The sequence below is a fragment of the Bacillota bacterium genome (assembly GCA_012842395.1).
Classification (GTDB): Bacteria; Bacillota; SHA-98; order UBA4971; family UBA4971; genus UBA6256.
This window is the reverse complement of record DUSX01000009.1, coordinates 65,192-81,027: the sequence shown is the minus strand read 5'-3', so window position 1 is coordinate 81,027 and position 15,836 is coordinate 65,192. Positions and strand designations below refer to the sequence as shown.

At 64.2% G+C, this 15,836-nt stretch carries 17 protein-coding genes; 1 reads left to right on the top strand and 16 read right to left on the bottom strand.

What is annotated here, in order from left to right:
• Positions 1–136: 136 nt before the first annotated feature.
• The 14 genes from lonC to GX515_03795 all read right to left on the bottom strand — a co-directional run bounded on the left by lonC (position 137) and on the right by GX515_03795 (position 11,997).
• Positions 137–2,179: an ATP-dependent protease, Lon family gene (lonC, locus tag GX515_03860; protein HHY32153.1), complete on the bottom strand. Its 2,043-nt coding sequence runs from the start codon at positions 2,177–2,179 to the stop codon at positions 137–139.
• Positions 2,176–2,643 (bottom strand): 50S ribosomal protein L9, encoded by a 468-nt coding sequence (locus GX515_03855; protein HHY32152.1) that lies wholly within the window; start codon positions 2,641–2,643, stop codon positions 2,176–2,178. The genes lonC and GX515_03855 overlap by 4 nt, the downstream gene beginning before the upstream one ends.
• On the bottom strand, positions 2,640–3,599 hold the full coding sequence (locus GX515_03850; GenBank protein HHY32151.1) for a YybS family protein: 960 nt from the start codon (positions 3,597–3,599) through the stop codon (positions 2,640–2,642). Before GX515_03850 ends, GX515_03855 begins: the two co-directional genes overlap by 4 nt.
• 4 nt (positions 3,600–3,603) lie before the next feature.
• Positions 3,604–3,951 (bottom strand): hypothetical protein, encoded by a 348-nt coding sequence (locus GX515_03845; GenBank protein HHY32150.1) that lies wholly within the window; start codon positions 3,949–3,951, stop codon positions 3,604–3,606.
• Between the two features lie 398 nt (positions 3,952–4,349).
• The gene (locus GX515_03840; GenBank protein HHY32149.1) at positions 4,350–4,583 is read right to left on the bottom strand and encodes a 30S ribosomal protein S18; all 234 of its coding nucleotides are present in this window, start codon (positions 4,581–4,583) and stop codon (positions 4,350–4,352) included.
• Between the two features lie 190 nt (positions 4,584–4,773).
• Entirely contained in the window at positions 4,774–5,202 is a 429-nt protein-coding gene (gene ssb / locus GX515_03835; protein ID HHY32148.1) for a single-stranded DNA-binding protein, read from the bottom strand.
• Between the two features lie 26 nt (positions 5,203–5,228).
• Positions 5,229–5,516 (bottom strand): 30S ribosomal protein S6, encoded by a 288-nt coding sequence (locus tag GX515_03830; GenBank protein HHY32147.1) that lies wholly within the window; start codon positions 5,514–5,516, stop codon positions 5,229–5,231.
• 163 nt (positions 5,517–5,679) lie between these two features.
• Positions 5,680–6,783, bottom strand: coding sequence for a redox-regulated ATPase YchF (gene ychF / locus GX515_03825; protein HHY32146.1), 1,104 nt, complete (start codon positions 6,781–6,783; stop codon positions 5,680–5,682).
• A gap of 2 nt (positions 6,784–6,785) precedes the next feature.
• Positions 6,786–7,019, bottom strand: a complete 234-nt coding sequence (locus GX515_03820; protein HHY32145.1) for a DUF951 domain-containing protein — start codon at positions 7,017–7,019, stop codon at positions 6,786–6,788.
• A 101-nt stretch (positions 7,020–7,120) separates the two neighbouring features.
• A complete protein-coding gene (locus GX515_03815; protein HHY32144.1) occupies positions 7,121–8,062 on the bottom strand; it encodes a mechanosensitive ion channel family protein in 942 nt (313 codons plus the stop codon).
• A 491-nt stretch (positions 8,063–8,553) separates the two neighbouring features.
• The gene (locus GX515_03810; GenBank protein HHY32143.1) at positions 8,554–8,877 is read right to left on the bottom strand and encodes a phage holin family protein; all 324 of its coding nucleotides are present in this window, start codon (positions 8,875–8,877) and stop codon (positions 8,554–8,556) included.
• Positions 8,878–9,120: 243 nt separating this feature from the next.
• Entirely contained in the window at positions 9,121–9,939 is an 819-nt protein-coding gene (gene pstA / locus GX515_03805; GenBank protein HHY32142.1) for a phosphate ABC transporter permease PstA, read from the bottom strand.
• Positions 9,940–10,088: 149 nt separating this feature from the next.
• On the bottom strand, positions 10,089–10,985 hold the full coding sequence (gene pstC / locus GX515_03800; GenBank protein ID HHY32141.1) for a phosphate ABC transporter permease subunit PstC: 897 nt from the start codon (positions 10,983–10,985) through the stop codon (positions 10,089–10,091).
• Between the two features lie 178 nt (positions 10,986–11,163).
• Positions 11,164–11,997, bottom strand: coding sequence for a phosphate ABC transporter substrate-binding protein (locus tag GX515_03795; protein ID HHY32140.1), 834 nt, complete (start codon positions 11,995–11,997; stop codon positions 11,164–11,166).
• Between the two features lie 462 nt (positions 11,998–12,459).
• Between GX515_03795 and GX515_03790 the strand changes: the two genes are divergently transcribed.
• Entirely contained in the window at positions 12,460–13,233 is a 774-nt protein-coding gene (locus tag GX515_03790; protein ID HHY32139.1) for a LysE family transporter, read from the top strand.
• Positions 13,234–13,303: 70 nt separating this feature from the next.
• Here the strand turns inward: GX515_03790 and GX515_03785 are convergent, their stop codons facing one another.
• Both GX515_03785 and GX515_03780 read right to left on the bottom strand, forming a co-directional pair.
• Positions 13,304–14,665 carry a glycerate kinase gene (locus tag GX515_03785; protein HHY32138.1) on the bottom strand — a complete coding sequence of 454 codons (1,362 nt, stop codon included), beginning with the start codon at positions 14,663–14,665 and terminating at the stop codon, positions 13,304–13,306.
• Positions 14,666–14,833: 168 nt separating this feature from the next.
• Positions 14,834–15,715: a lipoate--protein ligase family protein gene (locus GX515_03780; GenBank protein ID HHY32137.1), complete on the bottom strand. Its 882-nt coding sequence runs from the start codon at positions 15,713–15,715 to the stop codon at positions 14,834–14,836.
• Positions 15,716–15,836 lie beyond the last annotated feature (121 nt).

Here is a 15,836-nt window from a genome sequence, read left to right as displayed (position 1 = left end):
GTGCCCGCGCGCCGCGCCCCCGCCGCTCACCACCCGGGCCCGGGCAGGATGCGCCCGCCTGTCAGAAGCAGGCTTGCGCCAGCAGGACCTCTCGACCGCCGACGCGGCGCTCAATGCGTCTCGCCGTCGCCCGTCGCTAGAGTGCCTGCGCGGGCGATGCCGCGTGCCCCTCCTCGCTGGAGCTGGAGCCCTGGACGGTCGCTGCGCTCCGGGAAAACGGCGCGTCCCGGCCCTCCCACTCCTCGGGAGGCTTCAGCGCGCCGCCCTCGAAAACGTGGGCGATCACGTCCTCGATTCGCTCGACTGGCACTACCTCTATACCCCGCAGGTCCGGCGGAACGTCTTTCGCGTTCTCCTGCGGGACGATAACCTTTTTCATGCCCGCTTGGCGTGCGCCATAGATCTTCTCGAAGACGCCCCCAACGCCCTTCACCTTGCCCTGGATGGATATCTCACCCGTGATCGCCACATCCTGCCTTACAGGCGTCCCGGTGACGGCGCTGAGGATGGCCACGAGTATCGCGCTCCCAGCGGACGGACCGTCTATGAGCCCCCCGCCCACCACGTTCACGTGCACGTCGTAGTCTGCGAGGTCGCGCCCGGTCACCTTCCTGAAGACCGACGCCGCATTGAACACGGAGTCCTTGGCCATGCTCCCCGCGGTGTCGTTGAACCTGATGGTGCCCTTGCCGCCCTCGCGGGCAGGGAAGGCTATGGCCTCCATCTCGATGACCGTGCCCACAAAGTCGCTCACGCCGAGGCCGAACACGTGCCCGACCTCCGCGCGATCCTGGGCCTTCACGAGAACGAAGGGCGTCATTCGGGCGCTCCTTATGACCTCCAGCACATGTTCCACCGTGACCGTGAGCTTGCGAGGCCTCTCGCCGGCCCGGTACACCGCGAGACCCATCGCGTCTGCCAGTATGGCAGTCGCCTTTCGCCCCTCGATGGTATAGTCGCTGATTATATCGGCGACGCCGGGCTCAAGCGTGACTTTCATGCGGCGTGCCGCGTCCTCCACGATCTGCTTGATGTGCGCGCATGTCAGTGGCTCGAAGTACACCTCGGCCGTCCTCGACCTGATGGCCGGGTTTATGGTCGAGGGATCTCGAGTCGTCGCCCCGATCAGGACAAAATCGGCCGGAGCGCCGTCCTCGAAGAGCTTCTTGATGTACTTCGGCACGTGCGGGTCCTGCGGGTCATAGTACGACGAGTCGAAGTACACCCTCTTGTCCTCCAGCACCTTGAGGAGCTTGTTGAGGAGGATGGGATCCATTTCTCCTATCTCGTCGATGAAGAGGACTCCCCCGTGCGCCTCCGTCACGAGGCCGAGCTTCGGCTCGGGCACTCCAGTCTCCGCCAGGTCGCGCCTTGCCCCTTGGTAGATGGGGTCGTGCACCGATCCCAGGAGGGGGTTCGTGACTTCGCGAGGGTCCCAGCGGAGCGTCGCACCGTCGACTTCCACGAACTTCGCGTTCCTTGCAAAAGGCGTGAACTTGAGCCTCTTCGCCTCTTCCAGGACCAGCCGCGCCACTGTGGTCTTGCCGACCCCCGGCGGCCCGTAAAGTATCACGTGTTGCGGGAAGGGCGATGCGATCTTGGAGAGGAGGGCCTGGATCGCACGTTCCTGGCCGACCACCTCGCTGAGGCGTCGCGGCTTCAGGAGCTCCATAGCGGACTTCGCGAGCTTCCTCGTCTCGAGCTTCTCGAGCTCCGCGTACTTTTTCAACGTGTGCGCGTTGTCGGCAGGTCCCTCTTCCTTGAGAACCTGCATCTTGACCTCGCGCACGTACTCTTCTTGTTTCTTGCGCATCCGCTCCGCGATGCGCTTCTCGAGCCTGCCCTCCACCTCGCGCCTGGCAAGGATGTCCGCGATCTCGTCCTCGACTTCGCTTATCACGTCGTGTATGTCTTTCCCTTGGGGGATCTCCTCGATAGTGGGGTCGTCGAACACGAGCCGCTGCAGGGCGATGACCCGATCGCGCAGGGCCGCGGACTTCATGAGCTCCAGCGCTTCCAGCTTCCCCGCCTTGAGCACCAGCTTGTCGGCGCCGTAAATGTGGGCGAGAACGCCCATGAGCGCCGAAACCTGCCTCTGAAGCTCGTCCTCAGCAGCGCCCCGCGGTGCTGCCTGCTGCGCGCCGGATCCCTTGAATATCCTCGCTATGATGCCATTCATCCATCCTGGTCCCCTTCCGACTGCGGCTGCACATCGATCATTACTCGTGCCGGCACCTGTGGGTGGAGCCTCACCGGGACTGTATAGGAGCCCACCGCCTTGATGGGCTCGGAAAGCTCGATCTTCCTCCTGTCGACCTCCACGCCGAGCACCTCTTTGATGGCGTCGGCGATGTCCCTGGCGGTGACCGACCCGAAGAGGCGGCCTCCCTCGCCGCTCTTGCGGCGTATCGTAATGCCACCGGACGCAAACTCCTGGGCGAGCTTGCGTGCAAGCGCAAGCTCCTTGTCGGCCTTCCTCTCCATGGCTGCCTTCTCCGCCTGGAGGATTCTGAGGTTGCGGCTAGACGCCTCGATCGCAAGCCCACGGGGGATAAGGAAATTGCGAGCGTACCCGTCGGCCACCTTTACGGTATCGCCCTCGCGCCCGAGCCCCTTGACATCTTGCTTCAGAATCACTTTCACGTTCTCTTCCCCCCGCCTCCCCAAGAAAGCTTGCGGAAATCAAACCATGCGTCGAACAGTCCCACCCAAGATACTATCTGTAGGACGGTCGGATTCAAGGCCGCGAACACTCCAAGGAGGATCCTCACCGCCGTGTTCAGCTGGTAGCGGTTCATGAGATACCAGGCCAGCGCAAGCCCCTGTACAAGGAAAAGCGTGCTGAAGAGCGACAGGAGGTTGGCCCCGGCCTTCCATAGGATGGGGATCCCCGTTGCCTGGCCGGCCATGGAAAGGACCAGCGCAGCGATATACCCCCATCCAAAGGGCCACGAAACCCTCCACTTGGCGAACGGCGGTATCTCCTCCATCTTGTATCCCAGCCGGCCCAGGACGAGCCGCGCGATAAGATAGTTGACCCCGGCAATCCCCACGATCGCCATGGTGATCGACGCGGGGAGGATGACCTTGGCGGTCTCGACGAGCTGCGATAACTGCGTCTGCACCTGCTGAAGCTGCGCTTCAGACATCCCAAGCCTTCTGTAGAAGTCCACGGCTGAGCTCAGGCTCTTGCGGAACATCTCCTCGACCGCCGCGAGGCTGAACCCGCCCAGCCAAGCGCCAAGCCCGAGTATGAGTGCCATCGCGACCGCCACCGCGACGCATGTCAGAAGGAGCGTTCGCAAGGGCGGGAGCCGTCGCCTGATGCACCAGGCGAGCGTGATGCCTATGATGCCGACCTTCGCCAGAACCGTCAAGCCCTGCGCAAACCCCACAAACATGCTCGTAGCCGCGATCGTGACCGCGGTGGCCCACACTCCCGCTTCCACGCCGTGCCTCACCACCAGCACGACGATGGGCAGCGGGTACACCAGGGCGAAAACCGGCACGTAGGCGTCAAGCACACAGAATATCGTGGCCATCGCCACGAGAAGCGCGCTTTCTACTAGAGTCCTCGTGGCTATCGAACGGCGGGGCATTCCTTCACATCTTCCTCTCGGCAAGGTGCCTCTTCAAGGCCGTGAAATCGCCATACCAAGCTTCGATCTCGTGGTTTTGCTCGATGTTGGCGTTGATCTTCTCCCTTATCTTGGCGTCAAGCGCTGAGTGAGGAAGGCCAAGGCGCTTGCCGAGAAGGTAGCACCCCACCACGATGTTGGCGAGCGAATCCGCGCTGCCCTCATCGCTCGTCTTCAACATGCTTTTGAAGAGGGACGCGATATTCGACACAAGCTCCGTCTTGAGCCATTCGATGGTCTTCAGGTTGCGGGCGATGTCCGCCCGGGAGATGGTCTCCTGCTCCCTGGCCCCGACGCCTTCCAGAAAAGCCATATGGTGTCCTGCCTCCCTCCGCCCGACGCGGCCCTCGCGTTCGCCTGACTTATTCTCTAATTTTACGCCCTTCTCCTTCAGGCCGCATCCAAACAATTGCTGGCACGACTGGGAAGATGGCCGTCACGACGGCCACCAGTCCACTTCCACCCGGCGCCCTGGGGTTCGTGCCGCGGACGCTGGAATCTGCGTGCGGGCGCCCGCCGCGGGCCTCCGTCCATCGCCTCGCCTCGCATAGTCGCGCAGGCGCCGAAGGGGATCGCGCCGAAGGGGATCGCCCCAAAAGCGGGAGGGGGTTATCCCCCCTCCCGCCGGATGAAACGCCCGAAACACCTAAGATTCCGGTGCACGCCCGTGCGTGTGCTCCGTCGCCCCAGCGCCTCGGCGGTGTCCGCCGCCTACTGCTCCGCTGTGAAGGGCAGCAGCGCCACGAGCCGGGCCCTCTTGATGGCTGTCGTGACTTGGCGCTGGTGCCTTGCGCAGTTCCCCGATATACGGCGCGGGATGATCTTGCCCCTTTCCGTGATGAACCTGCGCAGCCGCGCCACGTCCTTGTAATCAACGGCGTCTATCTTGTCCACGCAGAAGCTGCAAACTCGCTTCTTGGATTTGCGCCCTTTTTCACGTCTCATTTCGACTCCTGGCTCAGGAGCTCGGCATCCCTTGGCGCAGACCGCACAGATCGGGTCTGCGAGCCGACCTCTCGCTTACCAGGCTTTCGCTCCTTTCGGACTGGACTTCGCCGCCCGCTTCGAGCGGCCTCCGCAATAGGGAAACCTCGACCCGGGCCTTCACCCGTGGCCCCCACCGTAGCCTTGCGAATCAGAACGGCACATCATCGCCGGAGCCGACCGCGTCATCCGGAAAACCTTGGCCCGGCACGTCTTGCCCGCCCTGAGCGCCCTCCTTACCACGGTCGAGAAACTCCACCCTGTCGGCGACAACCTCGGCTACGCGCCGCTTCTGCCCCTCGGCAGTCTCGTACGATCGGATCTGCAGCCGCCCCTCCACGCCCACAAGTCTTCCCTTGGCAAGGTAATTGGCGCAGTTCTCCGCCTGGGTACGCCAGACCACGACGTCAATGAAGTCGGCCTCGCGTTCCCCCTGCTGGTTGGTGAACGGGCGGCTCACCGCCACCGTGAACCTAGCAACGGCGACCCCGTTCTGGGTGTAACGGAGCTCCGGTTGCTGTGCCAGCCTTCCCACAAGAAGGACCTTATTCACCGTCGCACACCACCCTGCCCAGGGCATCGCCCAGGCGTATCGCTAATCGGCAGCTAGTCGCCCTTCCTCACGATGAGATGCCTGATCACCTCGTCGGTGATGCGAAACACCCGTTCCAGCTCGCGAGCGACGCCAGGTTCCGCGGAGAACTCCATGACCACGTATATGCCCTCCGTGTAGCCCGCGATCTCGTACGCGAGCCTCCTCTTGCCCCACCTGTCAACGTTGCTCACGGTTCCGCCCCCGCCGGTCACCAGGTCTTGGAACTTCGTGACCGCCGCGTTGACGGCTTCCTCCTCCAGGTCGGGCTTGAGGATAAACATGGTCTCATAATCCCGCATCTCTTTCACCTCCCTCTGGACTTATGGCCCCACGCCACGCGTGGAGCAGGGATGACGCTTTGGCGTTTTCGGGACAATCGCCGTCCCTATTATAGCATCGTCGCCGGCGCGGAGCAACGACACGTACGGGTGACTTGCGCGCCTCGCCGGGGGGCCTCCATCCTTAGTGGGCCGACTCGGTGAACCTGAAGAGGATTATGTCTCCGTCCTGCACCACGTAGTCCCGGCCTTCGAGCCTCAGGAGCCCCCTCTCTCTCGCCTGCGCGAACGAGCCCGCGGCCACCAATTCATCGTAACCGACCACCTCTGCTTTGATAAACCCCCGCTGGATATCGGTATGGATCTTGCCCGCCGCTTCGTAAGCGGTGCTTCCCCTGCGCAGAGTCCACGCCCTCGTCTCCGGCCCCTTGGTCGTGTAGAAGGTTATGAGATCGAGGACGCGGTACGCCGCCAGCACAACCCTGTCGAGCCCCGACGACTCAATTCCCAACTCGCGCAGATATTCCGCGGCCTCGCCCGGCTCGAGGCTCAGGAGCTCCGACTCGATCTTCGCCGATATCGCAACCACGGGCGCCCGGTCCGCACGGGCCGCCGCCCATGCCGTGAGGGCGCGCACGCGTCCTGCCGCGTCCTTGGGATCGTCCTCGCCGACATTGGCGACGTACACGACCGGCTTCATCGTCAAGAGGAACAGCCCCTCGATGATCTCCCTCTCCTCGGGAGAGACGGGGACGAGCCTGGCGGGCTTGCCCGCTTCGAGCTCGCTCTTCAGCCTGTCCATGAGCGCTGTTTCCTCTGCGTACCGCTTGTTGCCGCCCTTGCACATCCTCGCGGTCTTTTCCCGTCTCTTCTCCACGGTTTCGAGGTCCGCCAGGATGAGCTCGATCTCGACGGCCTCGGCGTCGCTTACCGGGTCTAGCCTTCCAGCCACGTGCGGCACGTCGGGGTCCTCAAAGCACCTCACCACGTGCGCGATGGCGTCGACCTCCCTTATGTGCCCGAGGAAGCGGTTGCCAAGCCCTTCTCCCCGGCTCGCGCCCTTCACGAGCCCCGCGATGTCCACGAACTCGACTGTGGTGGGGGTAAGCTTCTCCGGCCTTGTGAGCCTAGCGATGGTATCGAGCCTTTCGTCTGGCACCGGGACGACCCCAACGTTCGGGTCGATAGTAGTAAACGGGTAGCTCGCCACGAGCGCCGAGCCCCGTGTGAGAGCGTTGAAGAGCGTGGATTTGCCCGCGTTGGGAAGCCCCACGATGCCGATGCGCACCATCACGCCTCACCCTCCCCGGCCCCCGGCCGCGACACTATCTGCTTGACGCTCCTTTCGAACTTCGACCGGCTGATCATCACCACGCGCCCGCATCCCAGGCACTTGATGCGGAAATCGGCCCCGACGCGCATCACTTCCCATTCGTAGGAGCCGCACGGGTGCTCCTTCTTCAGCCTAACCACATCTCCTATGTAGAATTTCAAGAGCCCTTGCCTCCTCCTCCGCTCTCCCATCGAGTGCCCCCGTGGTGCACGTAGTGCAGCGCCCGGCCGGAAGCTGCACCTCGCGGCCTCACGGGGCGAACGTGAGTGCGGGCGGCAACCCGTTGGACCGATCACGCCGTCGCGGCGCCTCGGCCTTCGGCCTTCCCGTCCCGGCCATCTGACGGCTCGTCCTCGCTTCTCTTCAGGAGAACTTGCATGTACGGGTACGGGATGATGATGCCCTCCCGATCGAAGACCTCCTTGATGCGCTTCTTGAGGGCGCGCTCGACGCGCCACTGCTCCATGGGCCTCGTCTTGGCTATGACGAGAAGCTCCACGCCGGACTCGCCCAACGCGTTTACACCGAGAACGGTCGGGCCCTCAACTATGTCGGGGATCTCCGTCTTTGCCTTCTCGAAGTCGCGGGTAAGCACCTCCATCGCATGGTCGATGTCGGTGCGATAGTCTACTGTGACTCCGAACAGGACGCGCATCGCACTGCCCATGTGGTTGATGACCTTGGAGATCTGACCATTCGGCACGATCTGCAGTTCCCCGCTGAAAGCCCTTATGCTGGTGGTCCGAAGACCTATGGACTCCACTATTCCCTCGGCATCGCCGACCGTAACGTAATCCCCGACGGCGAACTGGTCCTCGAATAGGATGAAGAAGCCGTTGATCACGTCACGCACGAGGTTCTGCGCACCGAAGCCTATCGCGAGGCCGGCGAGCCCAGCCCCCGCGAGCAGGCTCGTGGTGTCCACCCCGAGCTCGTTGAGGATGGATATCCCGGCGAAAAGGTATATGGCATACTTGAGAAGGCTCTTGAGAAGGGACCGGAGGGTTTTGGCCTTGCGCTCGTCCATGAACCTGCGTCCCTCTCCCTCCGCCGATCTCTGCGTCACGAGCCTGTCGATAAGCGCGTTCGAGGCCTTGACCAGAACGAAGGCAAGGATGAGCGTAAGCACGATGCGGATGATGGTCCCGCCCGCGCCGACCACGAGGTCAATGAGTTTGTCAACCGGCACCCCGCCGGAAAAGGTCTGTCCCATCACGTCCAACAATCCCTTCACGTATGCTTTCCTCCTCGTTCTCCGGCCAACCCGCCAGGCGGGAGTGCAAAGATGCTCCCGGCTTTCCGGAGGAGACTGCCGGTGATTGCACAAGGCCGCTCAGAACCCCGTTGCCTAGCCAGGCGGGCTGGGCTTTGGCGAGGCGCGCCTCGCCTGGGACGCCGCGCCGAGTTCAAGGCCGACAACCTTGTAACTGCTCGAAAGGAGGCGAGAACTAATCCGCACCCAATTGGGGCAGTCGAATGATGTTTCGTCAGCGGTGGCGTGATATCCTCCCATGCCGTCCGGCCCAGGCCGCTTCCTGGCGCGGGATGGCGGGGGATGCGTTCGGCGGGCGCGTCTTGCGGGGCGGCACGCGCGCTCGCGCACGCGGCGCGGCAGGCGGGGTGGAGCAAGCGAAAATCCCCGTCCGGGACGGGCGGGGAACTCGCGAGTCGAGGCTTTCGGCCGTGCGCATGGCCTTGTACTCAATGTGTCGGCTCTCGGCCGGATTATCTCAAAGTGGTCGGGATGAACGTGTCCACGAGCCCTATAATGAACGCGGCTATCAGGGCGCCGAGGACCGTGACGCGCATCGCCGGAACAACGTACTGCGATACGTAGATGACCGCGGCTGACACAAGGAATCCCACTACCCCCCGACCAAACGGAGAAACGCTCCTTCCCACGGCAGCCTCGATGATGTATCCGAGCGCCGTTATCACCGCTGCTGCGATCAGGGCGTTGACGAAGCTCAAGGTGCTGAAGCCCGGCACTATGAGCCCGATGAACATGAGCACCAGAGCCGACACGATGAATCTCACGATGTGGCGCAGCCAGTCGCCCACTTGCTTTCACCCCCTGCGCTGAGATTGGCTTGATGCTAACCATAGAGTAACCATATCCTGCTGCAATATGCGCATTAAGGCGGGACGCGCCCAGCCGTCTCGCGTTCCGGTTTGAGTCTTGCGCCACGTGTTCTTGTCGCCCTTGGTCGCCGCCCCATTCGTCGCCCTTATTGGCTGCCGTCTTTCGGGATTCGCGGCGTTGATGTGTCGTTGATGTGTTGACGCCTATGTCTAGCGAGCCTTCTCATACCGCGACCTCAGGATTATCGCGACAAGGTTCACGCCCAGGACGAGCGCGAGAAGCACGAGCGCCGTGCCGAAAGCGATGGGCACCTGAGCCTCGGGATGCGTGCCCTCCGTAACGAGCGCGTATATGTGATACGCCAACGCCTGGACTTCCTCGAATATGGACCCGGGGAGACGTGCAGTATAGAACGTGGCGGCCGTGAACATGATCGGAGCGGTTTCTCCTGCGATCCTCCCGATACCGAGGATGCAGCCTGTAAGGATGCCGGGCATGGCCGACGGGAGCACCGCGTAGCGCACCGTCTGCCACCTCGTGGCGCCCAGCGCGAGGGACGCCTCCCGGTACGAGGCCGGGACCGCTCGAATCGCCTCCTCAGACGCCCGTATGATCGTGGGCAGCACGACTATCGCGAGCGTCAGGGCGCCTGAGACGATCGATACGCCGAGCCCGAGCGTTTTCACGAACACCGCGAGACCGAACAAGCCAAACACCACCGACGGGACCCCCGCGAGGTTATTGACGCCGATCCTGATCACCCGCACGAGCGGTCCCTGGTGCGCGTATTCCGTGAGGAACACGGCGGACGCGACGCCGAGCGGCGCGGCGACCACCATCGCTCCGGCGACAAGGTAGAGGGTCCCGAGGATCGCCGGGAGTATGCCTCCTTCGGTCATGGCGTTGCGCGGCATCTCGCTGATGAATTCCCAGCTTATGACGCCTGCGCCTCGAGCGACAACGAAGCCCACCAGCAACGCGAGAAACCCGAGGGTGACGAGCAGGGTGCTCGTGATGAGCGCCAACATCACCGTCTGACGCCGCCGCCGTCTCTTCCAAAGGTCGCCGCTCGCCTGAGTCGCGTGACTTGCCGTTCGAACATCCTTCGTTTTCAGGGCGGCGCCGCTCACCGCCACCAGATCTCGCGAAGCATCTCGCGAAGCATCTCGCGAACCGCTCATGCGCCAGCCACCCTCCTCCGGAACCTCAGGGTGTACACCTCGGCCACCATGTTGAACGCGAGCGTCACAACGAAGAGCACGAGAGCGATGGCGAAGAGCGCGTGATAATGGCTTCCCCCCACGGGCGCCTCGCCCATCTCAGCGGCGATCGTGGCCGTCATGGGCCGGACCGGTTGGAGGAAGGAGGTCGGCACCACGGCGGCTCCGCCTGCGACCATCAGGACCGTCATGGTCTCGCCTATGGCCCTCCCCATCCCAAGCAGCACGGCAGTGAGGATGCCCGAGGAGGCAGCCGGGACGATAACCCGGCTCATGGTCTCCCACTTAGTGGCGCCGAGCGCGTAGGAGGCCTCGCTGTACGTGCCGGGGACGGCGGATATCGCGTCCTCCGCGATGCTCACCACAGTCGGGAGGGCCATGATCCCCAGAACGATGGAGGCGGTCAGCGCCGTGAGGCCCGTGGGAAGACCGAACGCGTCCATCACGAGCGGTGCCATCACCTGCATCCCAAAGAGCCCGTATACCACCGAGGGCACGCCCGCGAGAAGCTCCACGACCGGCTTGACCACCGTTCGGGCACGTGTCGGAAGGACTTGCGAGATCGCGATCGCCGAGCCCACGCCGACCGGAACGGCGATGACCATGGCACCTGCCGTCACCAGAAACGACGCAGCGATAAGCGGGAGCGTCCCGAAGGAAGGAGGGTCGTACGTCGGGTACCAGTCACGCCCGAATATGAACGCGCCAAGCCCGGTCTCTCGGAATATGGGAAGACCCTCCCTGAAGAGGACGAGCACGATGCCGACGAGAAACGCCAACGACGAGAACGCAACGACGGTGAGAACGATCGATATGAGGGTCTCGCGTATTCGAACTCGGTTCCGCAATTCCATCCCTCCCGCTTCCGCGCCAGGGTCTCCGTGACGCGCCTGTGGAAGGTCGTCGCGGCCTTCCTTCCGTCCCTCCGTCCTTCCGCGGCCCGCGTGCCTTCCGCGCTGTCCGCGCGCTTTGTGCTATGACCGACGGCCCAAGAGAGCTGCCGAGCCACATGCGGCCGGCTGACGCGGCGGGTTAACGGAGGGGGACGAAGCCCTCCTCCTGCGCTATCCTTTGGCCCTCCGCGCTCAACACGAAGTCTATGAACCTCGCCTCATCGCCGGTGGGCCAGCCGTCTGTGAACATGTAAAGCGCTCTCGCGAGCGGGTACTGCCCTGCCTGCACCGTCGCCACTGACGGGTCCACGTAAGCCTTGTCAGTCGTGCCGATCCTGAGAGCCTTCACTTTGCCGGATAAATATCCGAGGCCGACGTAACCCACCGCTCCTGGGGTCCTGGTCACCACATCCGCCACCGCGCCGTTGGAGGCTTGCAACAGGGCGCTGGCAGCGACCCTCGCCCCTTGAAGCACGAGCTCTTGGAATGTCTCGAACGTTCCCGAGCTCGAGTCGCGGGACACGACCACGATCTTCAGGTCGCGCCCGCCGACCTGTTTCCAGTTAGTGATCTCGCCCGCGAATATCTTTTTCAGTTGACCGACGGTGAGCTTGTCCACGGGGTTCTGAGGGTTCACGATCACGGCGATGCCGTCCAAGGCAACCCGGTGCGGGACCGGGTACACCCCGTTTGCTACCGCCTTCTTGACCTCGTCAAACTTGATGAAGCGAGAGGCGGTCGCGATCTGGACGGCCTTATCGACAAGCGCGGCTATGCCGTTGCCAGAGCCACCGCCCCTGACGGAGATGGATACCTCCGGATGCTTCGCCATGAAGACCTCGGCCGCCCTCTGGGCGATGGGAAGGACTGTCGTGGAGCCCTGGATGGTTATCTGGCTCCTCGCTTCAACCCGCCCTACGGAGAGGCTTACACACAGCACGAGAGCGAGGATGAGAGCAGGCGCCGCTTTCATGAAGCTCTCGCTCTTTGTGTCCAACTTCATGCTCCAAAAACCTCCTTCGGATGAACTTGCATCCCAGCGTTCCCGTCTGCCGGGTCGGCGCGTGGTGATGGAGCGGGGCGGCGACCCCCACCTACCGCCACGGCCCGGCTCGGCAGTAGCCCCGGTTGAGACGGGTCGCGCGTTTCCTCCGGCGAGCGCGTGGAGCTGGACGCTGGCTCATGTTCGGCTCGAGCCGCTCGAGCCACGGCTATTATTGCATACCGAGTTTACCCGCATGTGACGCCCATGTTAACGATTGTGACACGCTGGTTAAGGGGAGATGGACGGTCAGCGCCCGCCGGAGTGGGGCGCGGGCGGGGACGGGCGCCGCGGACGCGACAAGGTCTCTCCCACGCCCTGCCGTACGGCCACCTGCGGCCACCACTGCCGACCTCAGCCGCCTCTTGAGAAAAGACGAGGAGTCTCGGCGCCATGCTTGGAGGAATCTTGGCACGCGTGATGAATGTAGAACGACAACTTGCGGAGCGGACGGTGAAAGAGACGATGAACATCGCAGCCATATTCGCCAGCGCTTTTGTCGTGGGCCTCTCCGGCGCGATGATGCCGGGAAGCCTCCTCGTGGTCAACATCAGCGAGACGTCGAGACGGGGGCTCCGCGGGGGCATGCTCGCGGTAACCGCGCACGGAGTGTTGGAGCTCATGGTGGTTGTCGGTTTCGCCTTCGGGCTCGGCGGGATCCTTTCGAGGCGGCCTGTGGCTGGGGCCATAGGGCTTGCCGGGAGCGTCATGCTCGCGTGGATGGCGTACGGCACCATCAAGACGGCATGGAGCGCTGCCCCGATGCCCGTGGCTGTCAGGGGGCAGCAGCGAGCGCCAGCGCCTGAGGCGGGGCCGCATCTTCGGGCCTCGGGCAAGCTGTCGGCCGCGCGCGGAGACGTCGCTTCCTTTGCGGCCGGCGCGCTGGCAACCGTCTCCAACCCCTACTGGACACTCTGGTGGGCCACCATCGGCGCGACCTCGGTCGGGCTTGCCCTTCAGCAAGGACGCGCGGCCTCCGCGGCCTTCTACGCTGGCCACATCTCCTCCGACTTCGCGTGGTACTTCCTGGTTTCGTTGATAGTGGTGACCGGAAGGAGACTGCTCAACGACGCCGTATACAGGGCCGTCCTTCTGGTGTGCGGATGCTTCCTCGTGGTGCTCGCGGTGTACTTCGCCTTGGCCGGGATAATCATGCTTTCAGGATAGTGATCCACGGCGGCCACCTGCCGCCGCCATCGAGCCGCCGAGCCCGGGCTCTGCTGGGCGCACCCCGCGACTACCTTACGAGGACCGCGATGATGTCCATGACGTTGGTGCGCGTGGGGCCTGTGATAACGAGGTCGCCCAGCGCGTCAAAGAAATGGTACGAATCGTTGTCCCGGAGATACGCTCGGGGGTCAAGCCCGGCCTCGCGCGCCCGCGCCACCGTGTCGCCGAAGGCGATAGCGCCCGCCGCATCCGTCGGGCCGTCCGTGCCGTCGGTGCCCACAGCCATCACGAGCACGCCGTCGAGACCTTCGATGTCGAGCGCGGCCGCCAGCGCGAGCTCTTGGTTGCGTCCTCCGAGCCCGGCACCCTTGAGCGTCACCGTGGTCTCACCTCCCGCCAACACGCATGCGGGCCTGGGCACGGGGCGGTCGCTCGCACGGATCTCACGTGCGATGGCGGCGAGCACGCGCCCCACCTCTCTGGCCTCGCCTTGAACGCGCGACGACAGCACGAGGGGATTGTAACCCAGCCGAGTGGCGCTCCGGGCCGCGGCGTCAACTGCCAGGGCATTACTGGCGACGATGATGTTGGCCACCTTCTCGAAGAGCGGATCTCCAGGCTTCGGCGTCTCGGGAACCTCGCCCCGCACCCCCGCCTCAAGGCGATGCCTGACCGCTGCCGGGACGGTCTCGAGCGCGCCGTAACGATCCAGCACCTCGAAGGCCCGGGCGAACGTGCTCGTATCCGGGACCGTGGGGCCCGAGGCGATTACATCGAGGTCGTCCCCGATCACGTCCGAAAGGATGAGCGAGACCACATGGGCCGGCGCGGCCGCCCGGGCAAGGCCGCCGCCTTTTACGAGGGAGATGTGTTTCCTGACCGCGTTCATCTCATGGATCGTGGCGCCGCACCTCAGAAGGGCCTGCGTCGTCGCCTGCTTGTCCGAAAGCCCGATGCCGGGCGCCGGAAGCGGCAGGAGGCTCGACCCGCCGCCCGAGATGAGGCAGATGATGAGATCGTCCTCCCCGGCCGCGCTCGCGAGGTCCAGCATTTCGCGCGCACCCTCGAGCCCTGCGGCATCGGGAACCGGGTGCCCCGCCTCCCGAACGCGGACCTTGCTCAACGCCTCGGAGTGACCGTACTTTACGTTCACGAGCCCCGCTGTCACCCGGTCCCCCAGGACCTCTTCCACCGCAAGCGCCATGCGGGCGCTCGCCTTGCCAGCGCCCACCACATACACGTGGGCGATCTTCGCAAGGTCGTAACGCCGTCCCCCTATCGTGAGGATATCCCCTTCGAGCGACAGCTGACGTTTCACCGCCTCGTAGGGATCCACGGCCGCCAACGCCGCTCTCATGATGGCAAGCGCGTCGCGCCGCAGAGGCTCCCGCGCGGCGCTCCCCCGGGCGTCGGTCTCATCTGACACCATTCCGCAAGCCTCCTCTCCGCTGCGCTAAGTATGTCGCCAAAAGTTCGCGCCACCCTTCGGCGGGGCCACACTGCGCGCGGGCGCTCCGTCACGCTCACACGCGCACGGCGCCCGCCCCGCGCGAAGGCACGTTTTCCGCGACATGCTAGTCCATTTCAGTCCCTTGTGTCAAGCCTCCGCCTTACGGTGCACGGTCCAGGAAGGCGAGCCGTATTTCCGGGAAATAAGGGTATTTGCCAGGGCGGTTTCCTCGGCAGTGAGCTCTCCTTCGACGAGCTCAATCGGAGATATGTGGGAGCGCATTCCGGCGATCACCGCGTCCTCGACCTCCCGGAAGCTCACCCGGCGCCCGAGGATCTCCGAGATCGAGGTGGCGTGGGACCGCAAGTGTCTCACAGCCACGGCCCTTTCGTCCTCCGAGTCGAACCTGAGCAGGGAACAAAGCTTCTCCGCATCGAGCTCGATGAGGATCGATCCGTGCTGGAGGAAGACGCCCATCAGCCGAGCTTGAGCGCTTCCCACGAGCTTCCGCCCACCTGAAACCACCTCATACCAGGACGGCGAGTCGAAGCACGCCCCGGTGCGCACCGGACCAGCCGCGCCCACGGCCTCGGCCGGCGCACCAGCAACGTGACCCGATCCATCGCCCTCGTCGCGCCCGCGGATCTCCGCCTCGACCCCCAGGAGCCTGAGCCCCTTTATGATGCCCTGGGTCGCAAGGCTGAACGACTCTCCCAGCCCCGCCGGGAGCACGGGATCATTCTGGCTCATGATCAGGCTGTACGTGACCTCCACATCGTGCAGGACGGCCCTGCCGCCGGTGGGCCGGCGCACGACGTCAACCCCGAGCCTCCTGCATGCCTCCGCATCCACATCCCTCTGGAAAGACTGCACCCGGCCCAGCGACAGGCTCGGCGGGTCCCACTCGAAGAGCCTGAACGTAGGAGGCGAAGCGCCCGCCGCCACCTGCACCATAATGGCCTCGTCCACCGCCATGTTCCATGCGCCCGGCCTGTGCCCCGTTCGGAGAAGCCTCCATTTCATGTCCACAGCTGAATCCCCCACTAAGTTGGTCACCGCGAGTGCGAGATGCTCATGAGCGCGCGACTGCTGTTCAGGGTCGTCAGTGTTGCCGCTGGAGGACGGCAAGCTTGAAAACTTGTTGCGCCAT

Excerpts from the sequence above, each read along its gene's own strand:
- lonC (HHY32153.1), bottom strand. The coding sequence starts at position 2,179 with ATGAATGGCATCATAGCGAGGATATTCAAGGGATCCGGCGCGCAGCAG.
- GX515_03850 (HHY32151.1), bottom strand. The coding sequence starts at position 3,599 with ATGCCCCGCCGTTCGATAGCCACGAGGACTCTAGTAGAAAGCGCGCTT.
- GX515_03845 (HHY32150.1), bottom strand. The coding sequence starts at position 3,951 with ATGGCTTTTCTGGAAGGCGTCGGGGCCAGGGAGCAGGAGACCATCTCC.
- GX515_03840 (HHY32149.1), bottom strand. The coding sequence starts at position 4,583 with ATGAGACGTGAAAAAGGGCGCAAATCCAAGAAGCGAGTTTGCAGCTTC.
- ssb (HHY32148.1), bottom strand. The coding sequence starts at position 5,202 with ATGCCCTGGGCAGGGTGGTGTGCGACGGTGAATAAGGTCCTTCTTGTG.
- GX515_03830 (HHY32147.1), bottom strand. The coding sequence starts at position 5,516 with ATGCGGGATTATGAGACCATGTTTATCCTCAAGCCCGACCTGGAGGAG.
- GX515_03820 (HHY32145.1), bottom strand. The coding sequence starts at position 7,019 with ATGGGAGAGCGGAGGAGGAGGCAAGGGCTCTTGAAATTCTACATAGGA.
- pstA (HHY32142.1), bottom strand. The coding sequence starts at position 9,939 with ATGTTGGCGCTCATCACGAGCACCCTGCTCGTCACCCTCGGGTTTCTC.
- pstC (HHY32141.1), bottom strand. The coding sequence starts at position 10,985 with ATGGAATTGCGGAACCGAGTTCGAATACGCGAGACCCTCATATCGATC.
- GX515_03795 (HHY32140.1), bottom strand. The coding sequence starts at position 11,997 with ATGAAAGCGGCGCCTGCTCTCATCCTCGCTCTCGTGCTGTGTGTAAGC.
- GX515_03790 (HHY32139.1), top strand. The coding sequence starts at position 12,460 with ATGCTTGGAGGAATCTTGGCACGCGTGATGAATGTAGAACGACAACTT.
- GX515_03785 (HHY32138.1), bottom strand. The coding sequence starts at position 14,665 with ATGGTGTCAGATGAGACCGACGCCCGGGGGAGCGCCGCGCGGGAGCCT.